Source organism: Formosa sp. S-31 (assembly GCF_051172795.1).
Lineage (GTDB): Bacteria > Bacteroidota > Bacteroidia > Flavobacteriales > Flavobacteriaceae > Formosa.
The window spans coordinates 253,700-267,783 of record NZ_JAENDK010000004.1 but is presented as its reverse complement, the minus strand read 5'-3'; the positions used below and the strand labels follow the sequence as shown (position 1 = coordinate 267,783).

Genomic DNA, 14,084 nt, shown 5'->3' with positions numbered 1-14,084 from the left:
ACTTGTAGTTATAATAAAAGACTGTTTAAAAGACTCCTACCCTTCTAATTTTGAAATTAAATTTTAAGGAGTTGACCTATTATTTCCATTAAATTTTAACAAAAAATTTTAAATAGGTTTGGTAAAGTCCCAATTTAAACAGTCTTTTGTGTTTTTAATTTATGAGTTTAGTTAGACTTAATATAAAAGGAATTTCTTACAGCCAAACGCAAAATGGAGCTTACGCATTAATCCTCAATGAGGTAGATGGAGACCGTAAACTACCTATCGTTATTGGTGCCTTCGAAGCACAATCTATTGCCATTGCTTTAGAAAAAGAAATCAGACCGCCCAGACCTTTAACTCATGACTTATTTAAAAATTTCTCCGACCGGTTTGACATTACAGTTAAACAGGTTATTATTCATAAATTGGTAGACGGAGTTTTTTATTCCAGCCTGATTTGCGAACGCGATAAAATTGAAGAGATTATAGACGCCAGAACCAGTGATGCTATTGCCTTGGCTTTACGTTTTCAGGCTCCGATTTTCACGTATAAAAATATTTTAGATAAGGCCGGAATTTATTTAAAAGTAAACCCGGAAAAAGAAGGCGATACGCAACCAGATATCCTGGTTGAAGATCTGGTAACTGAGGATGCAGATACACCTTCTCAGCAAGATGAGTATAAAGGAAAAACCTTAGAAGAATTAAATCACTTGCTGGACGAAGCTGTTACCAATGAAGATTATGAAAAGGCAGCAAAAATTCGAGACGAAATTTCCAAACGTTAACTTTAGGCCACACCGCAACGCATGAAACACATTTTATTCGCCCTTTCGTTTTTTATTCTAGGCCTTATAAATAATATCCATGCACAAAGTTTAGAAAAATCGTGGCTCCTGGACAGCCAACAGACTAAAATAGAAGACAGTTCTGTTTTGGCAACACCAAACTTAAAGTCTCTCATTCTTACAAACGGAGAATTTAGTATGCAAGCCACAGCTAACGACAGCCTATTAAGTCACGGTGATTACATGCTCCAGAACAAATTACTGGTATTTTATCATTCACAACCCGAAGATATTATTGGCCATTACAAAATTTCGAAACTTACTGACTCTACTTTAGTCCTTACCGAAAAAAACAATACCTATTATTTTACCGCTCCAGTTATTAAAACAGAAGGCGGCTTAGCTTCCGGTGAAAACAACACCATAATTTCTAGTCAGGGATTTACAACAAAAAGTCTACTTAAAGGCGTGTTTGGCATGCTAGTCCTCTTGGTAATCTGCTACCTTTTAAGTGCTAACAAAAAAGCTATTAACTGGAAAACAATAGGCGCAGGTTTAAGTGCTCAATTACTGTTAGCTATTGGCGTTTTAAAAATTGAATTTGTACAGCGCGCCTTCGAGTTTGTTGGGAAAATTTTTGTAAAAATATTAGAATTCACCCAGGCAGGAAGTGTTTTCCTGTTAGGTGATATGATGAATGTAGATAGTTTCGGGTTTATATTTGTATTTCAAATTCTACCTACCATCATTTTCTTCTCTGCCCTTACCTCCGTACTGTTTTATTTAGGAGTTATACAAATTGTAGTTCGTGGTATGGCTTGGGTTTTAACGAAATTATTAGGCATTTCGGGAGCCGAAAGTCTAAGTGTTGCCGGAAATATCTTTCTAGGTCAAACCGAAGCACCTCTAATGATTAAAGCCTATCTGGAACGTATGACCAGGTCTGAAATTCTATTAGTTATGGTCGGCGGTATGGCTACTGTTGCCGGAGGTGTACTTGCTGCCTATATCGGATTTCTTGGAGGCGAAGACCAGGCCTTAAAATTATTTTACGCCAAGCACCTGCTTACAGCCTCGGTAATGGCAGCTCCTGGCGCAATAGTCATCTCCAAATTACTATATCCGCAACAGGATCCAATTAGTTCTGAAGTTGAAGTATCTCAAGAGCACATCGGATCTAACATTTTAGACGCTATTGCAAACGGCACCACAGAAGGCTTAAAATTAGCCGCTAATGTCGGGGCCATGCTTTTAGTTTTCGTAGCCTTTATTGCCATGATAAATTATGGCTTTGGAAAGCTTGGATCATTGGGAGGTTTAAACCAATGGATAGCCGAAAATACACCATATACCGCTTTTTCCTTAGAGTTTGTTTTAGGCTATTTATTTTCGCCATTAATGTGGATTATAGGAGTAGCAAAAGAAGACATGGCTTTAATGGGACAGTTATTAGGTATAAAACTTGCGGCCAGTGAATTCGTTGGCTACATCCAGTTAGCCGAATTAAAAAACGTAGCTAATCCTATCCATTTTAAATTTGAAAAATCGGTAATCATGGCGACTTATATGTTATGCGGATTTGCAAATTTTGCATCAATAGGAATACAAATTGGCGGTATAGGTTCTCTGGCTCCAGGCAAACGCAAAACACTTTCTGAATTTGGTATACGCGCCTTAATTGGTGGTACTGTAGCTTCTCTGTTATCTGCTACCATTGCGGGAATGATTATTGGATAAGCCGTTAATAACTTTTCTGATTTTTAAGATTTTACTCCTTAGTATTCCGCCAGGTATTCTGTACTTTTACAGCCAGAAATTGATACCTGAATGAAACAATATTTAGACCTGGTTAAACACGTTTTAGAAACAGGAAACGTTAAAGAAGACCGTACAGGCACGGGAACAAAAAGTGTTTTCGGCTATCAAATGCGATTCGATTTAAGTGAAGGTTTCCCAATGGTAACCACAAAAAAACTACATCTAAAATCGATTATTTACGAATTACTCTGGTTTTTAAAAGGTGACACGAACATTAAATATTTAACCGATAACGGTGTTAAAATATGGAATGAATGGGCTGATCAAAACGGTGATTTAGGTCCGGTTTATGGCCACCAATGGCGCAATTGGAACAGTGATGAAATCGATCAGATTAAGGAAATTATTGAAACACTGAAAACCAATCCAGACAGCCGACGCATGCTCGTTTCGGCATGGAACCCTTCAGTATTACCAGACACCAGTAAATCCTTCGATGAAAATGTTGCTAACGGCAAAGCTGCTTTACCTCCTTGTCATGCCTTTTTTCAGTTTTATGTGGCCAACGGTAAATTATCATGTCAGCTATATCAGCGCAGTGCAGATATCTTTTTAGGCGTGCCGTTTAACATTGCATCTTATGCACTTTTAACCATGATGATAGCACAGGTTTGCGGTTACGAAGCAGGAGAATTTATTCACACCTTTGGAGATGCTCACATATACAGCAATCATTTTGAACAGGTAGAACTACAGTTATCCCGAGAGCCGAGACCTTTACCTAAAATGATTTTAAACCCGGAAATAAAAGATATTTTCGACTTTAAATTTGAAGACTTTACACTTAAGGATTACAATCCGCATCCGCATATAAAAGGAGCAGTGGCAATCTAACAACAAAAGCATTTCTTAATAGAAATGCTTTTTTATTTTTATACTGTTATAACACTGTTTTCTGCTGCTGCAAAATCATTCCAAACCAAACCGTCTGCTTCTGTTTCACTTACATACGTCCCATCAACCAAGTATCTGAATTCATACGAATTATCCGTTTCCAAATTTATCACCCCTTTAAATGTTCCGTTTTTCAACTTTTTTAAAGGTTCTTTTTTAGTGTCCCAGTCATTAAAACTTCCTACTACCATAACCTTCTCTGCATCACCTGCCGGGACAGTAAAAGTTACTTTACAAATCGGTTTACTTTTTAAATACTGTTTTGAAATTGCCATAACATTTATTTTTTGTTTCTCTAAAAATACAAAAGTTTAACACGTAATTTAAAAACAAACAACTGATGACCAAATAATTATCGTTTTCTTAAAAATAAATTCATTAAAATTTTATCTTTTCAATTTTGATTGAAATATTTTTAAATATGTCAACAAAGCAAAGGCTGTAAACCATGATTTTAACAAAAATGATATAATTTAATCAGGAAAATAGTAACTTTACTTCACTAACAATTACGCCTATGTTCGGGAAAAAGAAAAGCACCCCTCAAATTGATAAAGAGCAATTGGAACTTATAAAAAACGCGCAAAAACGTATTAAACAAAAAAAAGGTTTATACACGCATTTTATACTTTTTTTAATTGGATCGGTTGCCATAATTGTGGCCAACTTAGGACTTCACATTGCGGAAAAATTTCGTCCTTTTAATGTAGACTGGTTTGTATATGTGGTGGGGTTCTGGTTCCTTTTATTGTTATACCATGCCTTTAATGTTTTTGTAATTCATAAATTTATGGGGGCAGACTGGGAACAGTCGCAACTCGATAAATTAGTTGCAAAACAAAAAGAACGCATAGCTGAGCTGGAAAAGAATGTAAGCACCGAGATTCCTAAAACAAGTTTGCCTGAAAAAAAAAAGCTGACTACTCCTAAGAATCTTACACTTATCGTTGCTGTAGCAGAAAACAATGCTATTGGAAAAGACAACACCTTAATCTGGCATTTAAGGGACGATTTACAACGCTTTAAATCTCTAACTTCTGGACATTGCATTATAATGGGAAGAAAAACGTTTGAAAGCTTCCCAAAGCCACTACCAAACCGCACACATATTGTTATTACCAATCAACAAAATTACAAAGCGCCCCAAGGCGTCATTATTGTACATAATTTAGAAGATGCTTTAGATGCTGCTCAGGCAGACGCACAACCTTATATTATAGGCGGAGGTGAAATCTATAAACAAGCCTTACCCTATGCCAATACAATTGAATTAACCCGTGTACATGAGTCCTTTGAAGCCGATACTTTTTTCCCAGAAATTAATCCGGCGGAATGGAAAGAAACATTTACTAAATTCCACCCTAAAGACGAACAAAACGATCATGAATATACTTTTATAACCTACGAAAGAATATAATCCTTATTCACATACTTTTCCCCTAAAAAACATAACGCTTAAACTATTTGCCGCTTTCTGTTTTTGTAAAACTTAAGGCATTACAATTTTAAGTAAATTTGCAGCATGATAAAAGACATTCAGCTGCGCATCACGCTTCAGGAAGAAGCTGGGCAAAAGGATATTTTACGGGTTAAATCAGCAAAAGCTTTACACCTGGATTTAGCAGAAATTTCTGCTGTTAAAGTATTACGAAAATCCATAGATGCTCGTAAGCCTGCTATTGTATTCAATTATAAAGTGGCTGTTTATATCAATCAAAAACCTGAAGAAAGCTCACAGTACCAGTTTGATTATAAAGATGTATCTAAGGCTAAACCTATTCACATTATTGGTTTTGGTCCTGCAGGAATGTATGCCGCCTTACGCTGTATCGAACTTGGCTTTAAACCCATAGTTCTAGAACGCGGTAAAAATGTACAGGAACGCCGTAGAGATTTGCGATTCATTAATCAGTTTCACGAAGTTAACGAAGACTCCAACTATTGTTTTGGAGAAGGTGGCGCAGGCACGTATTCCGATGGTAAGTTATACACCAGAAGTTTAAAACGCGGAGATGTTAGGCGTATTTTTGAAAATCTGGTATACCATGGCGCAACATCTCAAATTTTAATCGATGCCCACCCTCACATCGGAACTAATAAACTACCGAAAGTAGTTCAGAATATTAGAGAAACTATTTTAAAATACGGCGGTGAAGTTCATTTTCAAACCCGAGTAACAGATTTCACCATTACCAATAATCAAATTACAGCTATACAACTTCAAAATGGTGAAGAAATGGCAGTAAATCGGGTAATTCTTGCTACAGGACATTCCGCTAGAGACATCTTTCATCTACTACATAATAAAGCTATTGCTATAGAGGCCAAATCTTTTGCCATGGGCGTTCGCGTAGAGCATCCGCAGCATATTATCGACTCTATTCAATACCATTGTAACGGACCGCGACACGAAGTTTTACCTGCGGCAGCGTACAGTCTTGTACAACAGGTTAATAATCGCGGCGTCTATTCTTTTTGCATGTGTCCGGGCGGATTTATCGTACCAGCCGCAACAGCAAATGGAGAAGTGGTTGTTAACGGCATGTCGCCTTCTAAACGCAATAACGAATTTGCCAATTCGGGCATCGTTGTAGAAATAAATGCCGATAAAGATTTAAATAAATACGAGCACTTTGGCCCTTTAAAAGCTCTGGAATATCAAAAAGATCTGGAGCGTCTCGCCTTCACTTCGGGAGGAAGAAGTCAGGTTGCTCCTGCTCAACGTCTGACCGATTTTGTTGAAGGACGACTCTCCAACGACTTAAATCCAACCTCTTACCAACCAGGTATTAAAAGTGTACCCTTACACTCGTTGTTACCCAAATTAATTGGTAAAAGTTTACGAAAAGGCTTTGAAGCCTTCGGTCAGAAAATGAAAGGCTACTATACGGCAGAAGCAAATATTATAGGTGTAGAATCCAGAACATCTTCCCCGGTAAGTATACCGCGAAACGAATATCTGGAACACCCACAAATTGAAGGCTTATTTCCATGTGGTGAAGGCGGAGGCTATGCAGGCGGTATCATTTCTGCTGCGATGGATGGTGAACGTTGTGCTGAAGCCGCGGCGAGAAACTTATAGCTAAAAATGATTATGACGGAAAAGGAAAAAATGCTGGCCGGTTTAATGTATAAACCTTCAGATCCGGAATTGGAAGCGGCTCGTTATCGCGCAAGAATGCTATTTCAAAAAGCAAATGCCTTAACAGAAGAGTCCAAAGCCGAACGAGATACTTTATTCAATCAACTTATAGACGCTGAAGATAATTTGCGAATAGAACCTCCTTTTCAATGCGACTATGGCTTTAATATTAAAGCCGGGAAAAACTTTTTTATGAATTACGGCTGTTGCATATTAGATGTTGCTCAGGTAAGCATAGGTGACAACGTCATGTTTGCTCCTAATGTACAGCTATATTCTGCGACTCACCCCATTGAAGCAAACTCCAGAAACAGCGGAAAAGAATTAGGAAAACCAATTAGCATAGGAAACAACGTCTGGGTTGGAGGCAACAGTACCATTTGTCCCGGAGTAACTTTAGGAGACAATGTGGTTGTGGGAGCCGGATCGGTTGTTACAAAAAGCTTTCCAGACGATGTGGTTATTGCAGGGAATCCGGCTAAAATTATCAAAACCATAAACAATAGCAAGTCGTAGAAGACCCTAATTTCTATTTATAATTACTATTTTTGCAGCATAAAATTTAATATCATGAATGCATATATATTTCCAGGTCAGGGTGCTCAGTTTACCGGAATGGGATTAGACCTTTACGAAAACTCTACTTTAGCACAAGAATTATTTGAAAAAGCAAATGAAATTCTAGGGTTTTCAATTACCGATATCATGTTTGAAGGTAGCGCTGAAGACCTTAAACAAACCAAAGTTACTCAACCAGCAATCTTTTTACACTCGGTTATTTTAGCCAAAACTTTAGGAGATAGCTTTAAACCAGATATGGTTGCCGGACATTCGCTAGGTGAATTTTCTGCATTAGTTGCCGCAGGTGCTTTAACTTTTGAAGACGCTTTAAAATTAGTATCGCAACGCGCTCAAGCCATGCAAAAAGCTTGCGAAATATCACCAAGTACTATGGCTGCTGTTTTAGGTCTGGAAGATAAAGTAGTAGAAGATGTTTGTGCAGAAATAGAAGGTGTTGTTGTGGCTGCAAATTACAACTGTCCGGGACAATTAGTTATTTCCGGAGAGGTTGAAGCTGTAGAAAAAGCCTGTGAAGCCTTAAAAGCTGCCGGAGCAAAACGCGCTTTAATATTACCAGTAGGAGGAGCTTTCCATTCTCCAATGATGGAACCTGCCCGCGAAGAATTAGCTACAGCTATTAAAAACACAACATTCAGTAAACCAAACTGCCCGATTTACCAAAACGTAACGGCTTCTGCTATAACAGATGAAAATGAAATTAAAGAAAATTTAATTTCACAATTAACAGCTCCTGTAAAATGGACCCAATCTGTGCAACAAATGATTGCTGATGGTGCAACACATTTCACCGAAGTTGGTCCAGGAAAAGTATTACAAGGTTTGGTTAAAAAAATTAACAGAGACGCTCAAACAGCCTCTGCAACTTTTGAAATCGAAAGTAATTAATGAAACTTTCCAGAACTGCGTTTATTCTTGCTTTAATTGCATTAAACATTGCCTTGGATCAAATTTCCAAGGTACTGGTTAGACTTTATGTTACACCATATAAAACAACGGAACTTATCGGAGATAAATTCATACTTACAAATGTGGAAAACTCCGGTGCTTTTTTAAGTTTAGGTAGTGATTTAAACCCAACACTAAAAAATATTTTTTTACTGGCTTTGCCTATTGTAGTATTGGGCTATGTACTGTATTATATTTTAAGCAATAAATCCTTAGACAAGATATCTGTCATTGCTTTTTCTTGTATTGTTGGTGGCGGAATTGCTAATGTTTACGACCGTATTATGTATGGTTCTGTAACCGATTTCCTTCATATAGATTTAGGAGGAATTTTTAAAACAGGTGTATTTAATGTTGCCGACATGTCTGTAATGTTAGGTATGGGGCTATTGTTGTACTCCAACTTTAAAACAAAAAAAGCTAAAGCTTCCTAAGCAAAGAATCGCTAAACCAAAATACAGAAAAGCCCCGAGATAATCTCGGGGCTTTTCTATTATGCTTGTAAACTACATTCTGCACAGTCTTTAACTTCTCCGTAATAAGTTTCCCTATATTTATGAAGGGTTTGAATTGGTACATTTAAAAACAAACGTTTTATGTACGTTACTTTTGTAATTAATTCACCCATTTTTGGTGTGAATCTTTTTTCTTCTTTGGTTTCCCGTTTTATTGTAATCAATTTCATAATATCATTTATCATTTAACCACTAGTATACAAAGATGAATTTCCAATTACAAGAATTAGAAGCTAATTCAAGCATTTTAACCTAATTTTTAAGTATTTAACAACGATTTTTAGATTTAACTAAAAATATAACAACAGATTTTCAGTCAAAATTCGGTGATTGTTTCTTATAAAATTCACTAAATCAATATCCTTTTTAAGCATAAAAAAACCTCCATTACAGCAATTTGTAATGAAGGTTTTCAACTAAATTAACACTTACTTAATTTATTGTTCTCTAATATGTTTTTCCCATTTCCAGGCCGAAGCCATAGCGTCATCCAAAGTTAAATCAGATTTCCAACCTAACACTTTATTCGCCTTTTCAGTATGCGCATAAGCAGCTATAACATCTCCTGCCCTTCTGGGAGCTATTTTATAATTTAATGTTTCTCCGGAAACACGCTCAAAAGATTTAATAACTTCTAAAACCGAACTTCCTGTTCCTGTCCCCAGATTAAACACTTCAAAATTTGTTTCATTTTTATGCGCTAACAAACGTTGCAAAGCCACAACGTGAGCCTTAGCTAAATCCACAACATGAATATAATCGCGAATACAGGTACCATCTTCAGTAGGGTAATCATCGCCAAAAACAGACAATTGCTCTCTTAAGCCTATTGCTGTTTGTGTAATAAAAGGCACTAAATTCTGAGGCACGCCAATTGGCAACTCTCCAATTAAAGCACTTTCATGAGACCCTACCGGATTAAAATAACGCAAAGCAATGGCATTTAATTGCGCACTTACTTTACAGGTATCCTTAATTATTTCCTCTCCTATCTGTTTCGTATTACCATAAGGCGACTCTGCAGGTTTAACCGGTGCGTTTTCGGTTATAGGCAATTCATCGGCCTGACCATAAACCGTACAGGAAGAACTAAAGATAAAATTAGCTTCTTTTAATTTATTTAATTCCTGTAAAACATATACCAAAGTATTAATGTTGTTCTCGTAATACAACAACGGATTCTCTACACTTTCCCCTACAGCCTTACTCGCTGCAAAATGGATAACACCTTTAACATCGTTATGAGTTTTAAAAAATTCCTGAACGGCACTTTTTTCTCTTAAATCCAGTTTTTCAAAAATTGGCTTTTTACCTGTTATAGCCGTAATACCGTCTAATACGTTTATTGATGAATTTGAAAGATTGTCGATAATTACCACCTCAAAACCTTCTTTTTGAAGTTCCACTACCGTATGAGAGCCAATAAAACCAAGTCCTCCGGTTACTAAAATTTTACTCATTTATAAATGCTTTTATGGTTGATGTAATAAACTCAATCTGATCGTCTTCCAACTCAGTATGCATAGGCAATGAAATCACCTCTTTTACCAACTGATTGGTAACCTCAAAATCCGCTTCATTATAACGGTCGTCCTTATAGGCTTTTTGATTGTGTAACGGAATTGGATAATACACTCCACAAGGTATCCCCTTTTCATTTAAATGCTTTACCAGAGCATCGCGATCTACACCGTTAACCTTTAAGGTATACTGATGAAACACGTGATTATCTTCTTCCCCAGATCTAAAAGGAACTGTAATTTTATCTTCATTTTTAAACGCCTCGTCATACTTTTTAGCCGCTTCAATTCTGGCTTTATTATACGCATCCAGGTGTGGTAATTTAGCATCCAACACCGCAGCCTGAATAGAATCTAATCTGGAATTTACACCAACCACATCGTGATGGTAACGCTCGTACATTCCATGATTTACAATACCTCTGATCGTATGTGCTAACTGATCGTCGTTAGTAAAAATTGCTCCTCCATCGCCATAACACCCTAAATTTTTAGAAGGGAAAAAAGACGTTGAGCTAACATGTCCAATAGTACCAACTTTTACCTTTTTACCATCCTTGTAAGTGTAATTTGCTCCAATAGCCTGCGCATTATCTTCAATTACAAATAAATTGTGCTCTCCCGCCAATTCCATAATAGCTTCCATATTAGCACACTGACCAAATAAATGAACAGGTACTATAGCCTTGGTTTTTGGAGTAATAGCTTTTCTAATAGCGTCTACGCTAATATTAAATGTATCAGGCTCAACATCTACCAAAACCGGAGTTAACTGCAATAAAGCAATAACCTCAACGGTCGCCGCAAAAGTAAAATCGGCAGTTATAACTTCATCACCTGGTTTTAAACCAAGTCCCATCATGGCTATCTGCAAAGCATCGGTACCGTTGGCACATGGAATGACGTGTTTAACGTTTAAATAACATTCAAGATTTTTCTGAAATTCGTGAACTTTAGGGCCATTTATAAAGGAAGTGGTTTCTAAAACTTCTTGAATAGAAGCATTTACAACAGCCTCTATTTTACTATATTGACCTTTAAGGTCAACCATTTGAATATTTTTCATGTGAAAGAAATTAAAGTCCTGGATACTATTGTATTTTGAACTATAAATTAAAAAATCCGTACGGGATATTGAACTCACGAAATTACGAAATTCAGCAACGTTAACCAATGAATTTCTAGATAAGAAACGTATTTTTGCCCTAAAGAAATAGATTTTGAAAATAATTTATAATATAGGCATTATCACTGCAAAATATCTGTTAAAGATAGTGGCTTTATTTAATTCAAAAATAAAACTAGGTGTTCTTGGCAGAAAAGAAACCTTTAAAATTTTAGACAATTCTCTGCAACCGTCAGACAAAACACTTTGGTTTCATTGTGCCTCGCTGGGAGAATACGAACAAGGACTGCCTGTATTTTCTGCCTTGCGAAACCTCTACCCAAAACATAAAATTGTTTTAACCTTCTTTTCGCCTTCAGGCTACGAAATCCGAAAAAATACGCCTGTAGCAGATGTCGTTACCTATTTACCTCTTGACACTCCCGGTAACGCAAAACGTTTCATTACACAGGTAAACCCGGAATTATCAGTTTTTGTTAAATACGACATCTGGCCAAATTTTTTATTAGAACTAAAAAAACGGGATTTAAACGCTATTTTAATTTCTGCTTTGTTTAGAAAACAACAGTCTTATTTTAAATTTTATGGTGGGTTTATGAGACAGGCGCTTTTTGGCTTTAAACATGTTTTTACCCAGAACGAAGCTTCAAAACTCTTATTGGAATCTATTAATTATACTAACGTATCTATTTCGGGAGACACTAGGTTCGATCGTGTATCAAATCAGTTAAAAACAGACAACACCCTGCCATTTATAGAGACATTCAAACAAGACAATTTATGTTTAGTCGCGGGAAGCACCTGGCCGGAAGACGAAGTCTATCTCACAGCGTATATTAATACTACCGAGCATAAAAATCTTAAATTTATAATTGCACCTCACAATATTAAATCTCAACAAATCAATCAGCTTAAATCTGGTTTACAAGTAAAATCTATACTGTATTCTGAAATGGACGCACAATCTTTAGCTAGTGCCAAAGTTTTAATTATTGACACTATTGGACTACTGACTAAAATATACAACTATGCCGATATTGCCTATGTAGGCGGCGCTGCAGGAACAACAGGTTTGCATAACACCTTAGAACCTGCCGTATTTGGAGTACCTATTATTATTGGAAAACACTACGAGAAATTTCCTGAAGCTCAGTATATGATTACTAATAAAAGTATGTTTTCCATCTCATCCCAGACTGAATTAAACAGCATCATAGACCTTCTAATTTCCGATTCGAATTTAAGAGCACAAACAGGAAAAGCCAACGCCGAGTTTATTAAAAACAATCAAGGAGCCGTAATCCATATTACAAATTTTCTTCGTAAATACTTTTAAAGCTAACAGGTAATGCAAAAAAACACGCAACACAATACACTGTTAAACAATAAGTTATTACCTTTAAGACTTAAATCAACACTAAAAAACCTTATTTATGAAAAAATCAATTTTAAGTGTGGCTCTAATTATTGCATTAGGAAGCACATTTATTTCTTGTAGAGATGTAAAAGAAAAATCTGAAAGTGCAGCTGATGCCGTAGAAAACGCAGCTGAAGCCACAGGAGATGCTATAGAAAAAACAGTAGATGATACTGGCAAAGCCTTAGATCATGCTGCAGATGAAGCTGGGGAGGCCATAGACAACGCCATGGACGCTACTGGAGAAGCTATTGATGATGCTGTAGATAAGACCGGCGAGATGGTAGATGATACAGGAGATGCCATCGAAGAAGCCGCAGACGACACCAAAGAAGCTGTAAAAAAAGCAGCCGACAAAACGAATGATGCCATACAAGGTGAATAACATCCTTGATCAAGATTAACAAAAAAAGCGACCCGAAACTTAATTCTGGTCGCTTTTCTAATTCTATTTGTAAGTACCTTAAAAAATTAAAGTCGCTAATTTATACTTCCTTTTAAATGGCTTCATTTCTTTTTTAATCTTCTTTTTATAGGATTTTAAAGCATCGTCACTCCCAAACACCTTACCTAAAGCATTATCTCGTTCGTTTTTACGATTATTAATTTTAAGTTTTTTGGTAGCATCATCATCCGAGCTTCCCATAATATCAACCACATCGCTCACAAAACTCTGGTTTTCACTTTCAAGCTTACTTGCAACGTCGGATGTTATTCCCAAATCGTTACCTGGTTTTAAAGTAGACAATAAATCTTTCGAAAAATCTGCAGAAGGCATAGTAATCTCCTGAGCCTGTAAAGCAAAGGACACTAAAAGCAACAGCATAAAACTAATGCGTTTACATGTAATATTCATAATTAATAGCGTTTTAAGTTGCTTAAATTTAAGCAATTAAAACCATTTAGAAAAAGCTAATTTTAAAATATTAAAGCCGTGATACTCGTAAAATAGAATAACAAGAAAATCAGCTTAAACACCCACAAAACGGAAAGTATAAAAACTAAAAAAGCCTCTATCTTTCGATAAAGGCTTTAGTACAGAAGGCGGGACTTGAACCCGCACGGGCATTACTACCCATTGGATTTTAAGTCCAACGTGTCTACCAATTCCACCACTTCTGCATTGGTATATTATAACAGTGTACAGAGCGAAAGACGGGATTTGAACCCGCGACCCTCACCTTGGCAAGGTGATGCTCTACCCCTGAGCTACTTTCGCGTAGTGTTTTTTAATGAACTTAACAATATCGCTATTGCGGATGCAAATTTAGGATATTTATTGAAATCTCAAAGCTTTTTATTCAAAAAATTTATTCCTTATTAAAGCCAAGAAATTAAACATATTTAGAATA

15 protein-coding genes and 2 tRNA genes are annotated in these 14,084 nt (G+C 36.5%); 10 read left to right on the top strand and 7 right to left on the bottom strand.

Translation table 11 applies throughout. The features are described from left to right. Positions 1–161 precede the first annotated feature (161 nt). The 3 genes from I3217_RS06940 (at position 162) to I3217_RS06930 (ending at position 3,425) form a co-directional block, all read left to right on the top strand. Positions 162–773, top strand: coding sequence for a bifunctional nuclease domain-containing protein (locus I3217_RS06940; RefSeq protein ID WP_435049023.1), 612 nt, complete (start codon positions 162–164; stop codon positions 771–773). Between the two features lie 21 nt (positions 774–794). Further along, entirely contained in the window at positions 795–2,510 is a 1,716-nt protein-coding gene (locus I3217_RS06935) for a NupC/NupG family nucleoside CNT transporter (protein ID WP_435049022.1), read from the top strand. 90 nt (positions 2,511–2,600) lie between these two features. After that, entirely contained in the window at positions 2,601–3,425 is an 825-nt protein-coding gene (locus tag I3217_RS06930) for a thymidylate synthase (protein WP_435049021.1), read from the top strand. Positions 3,426–3,463: 38 nt separating this feature from the next. On the opposite strand, the gene I3217_RS06925 is transcribed toward I3217_RS06930, so the two are convergent. Then, positions 3,464–3,760: an isoamylase early set domain-containing protein gene (locus I3217_RS06925; protein WP_435049020.1), complete on the bottom strand. Its 297-nt coding sequence runs from the start codon at positions 3,758–3,760 to the stop codon at positions 3,464–3,466. A 242-nt stretch (positions 3,761–4,002) separates the two neighbouring features. Here I3217_RS06925 and I3217_RS06920 point away from each other — a divergent pair, with 242 nt between their 5' ends. The 5 genes from I3217_RS06920 (at position 4,003) to lspA (ending at position 8,588) form a co-directional block, all read left to right on the top strand. Next, positions 4,003–4,902, top strand: coding sequence for a dihydrofolate reductase (locus I3217_RS06920; protein WP_435049019.1), 900 nt, complete (start codon positions 4,003–4,005; stop codon positions 4,900–4,902). Between the two features lie 105 nt (positions 4,903–5,007). Further along, complete coding sequence (locus I3217_RS06915; RefSeq protein WP_435049018.1) at positions 5,008–6,567, top strand: NAD(P)/FAD-dependent oxidoreductase; 1,560 nt, start codon at positions 5,008–5,010, stop codon at positions 6,565–6,567. A 12-nt stretch (positions 6,568–6,579) separates the two neighbouring features. Continuing rightward, positions 6,580–7,143 carry a sugar O-acetyltransferase gene (locus I3217_RS06910; protein ID WP_435049017.1) on the top strand — a complete coding sequence of 188 codons (564 nt, stop codon included), beginning with the start codon at positions 6,580–6,582 and terminating at the stop codon, positions 7,141–7,143. Between the two features lie 54 nt (positions 7,144–7,197). Beyond that, positions 7,198–8,094, top strand: coding sequence for an ACP S-malonyltransferase (gene fabD, locus I3217_RS06905; RefSeq protein WP_435049016.1), 897 nt, complete (start codon positions 7,198–7,200; stop codon positions 8,092–8,094). Then, positions 8,094–8,588, top strand: a complete 495-nt coding sequence (gene lspA, locus I3217_RS06900; RefSeq protein WP_435049015.1) for a signal peptidase II — start codon at positions 8,094–8,096, stop codon at positions 8,586–8,588. Before fabD ends, lspA begins: the two co-directional genes overlap by 1 nt. Before the next feature lie 59 nt (positions 8,589–8,647). Here the strand turns inward: lspA and I3217_RS06895 are convergent, their stop codons facing one another. The 3 genes from I3217_RS06895 to I3217_RS06885 form a co-directional block, all read right to left on the bottom strand. Further along, complete coding sequence (locus tag I3217_RS06895) at positions 8,648–8,839, bottom strand: hypothetical protein (RefSeq protein ID WP_435049014.1); 192 nt, start codon at positions 8,837–8,839, stop codon at positions 8,648–8,650. Positions 8,840–9,106: 267 nt separating this feature from the next. Beyond that, positions 9,107–10,129 (bottom strand): UDP-glucose 4-epimerase GalE, encoded by a 1,023-nt coding sequence (galE, locus tag I3217_RS06890; RefSeq protein ID WP_435049013.1) that lies wholly within the window; start codon positions 10,127–10,129, stop codon positions 9,107–9,109. Beyond that, entirely contained in the window at positions 10,122–11,255 is a 1,134-nt protein-coding gene (locus tag I3217_RS06885) for a DegT/DnrJ/EryC1/StrS family aminotransferase (protein ID WP_435049012.1), read from the bottom strand. Before I3217_RS06885 ends, galE begins: the two co-directional genes overlap by 8 nt. 154 nt (positions 11,256–11,409) lie before the next feature. Between I3217_RS06885 and I3217_RS06880 the strand changes: the two genes are divergently transcribed. Then, positions 11,410–12,651 (top strand): 3-deoxy-D-manno-octulosonic acid transferase, encoded by a 1,242-nt coding sequence (locus tag I3217_RS06880; protein ID WP_435049011.1) that lies wholly within the window; start codon positions 11,410–11,412, stop codon positions 12,649–12,651. A 97-nt stretch (positions 12,652–12,748) separates the two neighbouring features. Next, positions 12,749–13,117, top strand: a complete 369-nt coding sequence (locus tag I3217_RS06875; protein WP_435049010.1) for a hypothetical protein — start codon at positions 12,749–12,751, stop codon at positions 13,115–13,117. Between the two features lie 78 nt (positions 13,118–13,195). Here I3217_RS06875 and I3217_RS06870 read toward each other — a convergent pair whose 3' ends face one another. The 3 genes from I3217_RS06870 to I3217_RS06860 form a co-directional block, all read right to left on the bottom strand. Further along, complete coding sequence (locus I3217_RS06870; protein WP_435049009.1) at positions 13,196–13,588, bottom strand: hypothetical protein; 393 nt, start codon at positions 13,586–13,588, stop codon at positions 13,196–13,198. Positions 13,589–13,768: 180 nt separating this feature from the next. Beyond that, positions 13,769–13,854 (bottom strand) — tRNA-Leu (locus I3217_RS06865). Between the two features lie 25 nt (positions 13,855–13,879). Continuing rightward, a tRNA-Gly gene (locus I3217_RS06860) sits at positions 13,880–13,951 on the bottom strand. Between the last annotated feature and the right edge of the window lie 133 nt (positions 13,952–14,084).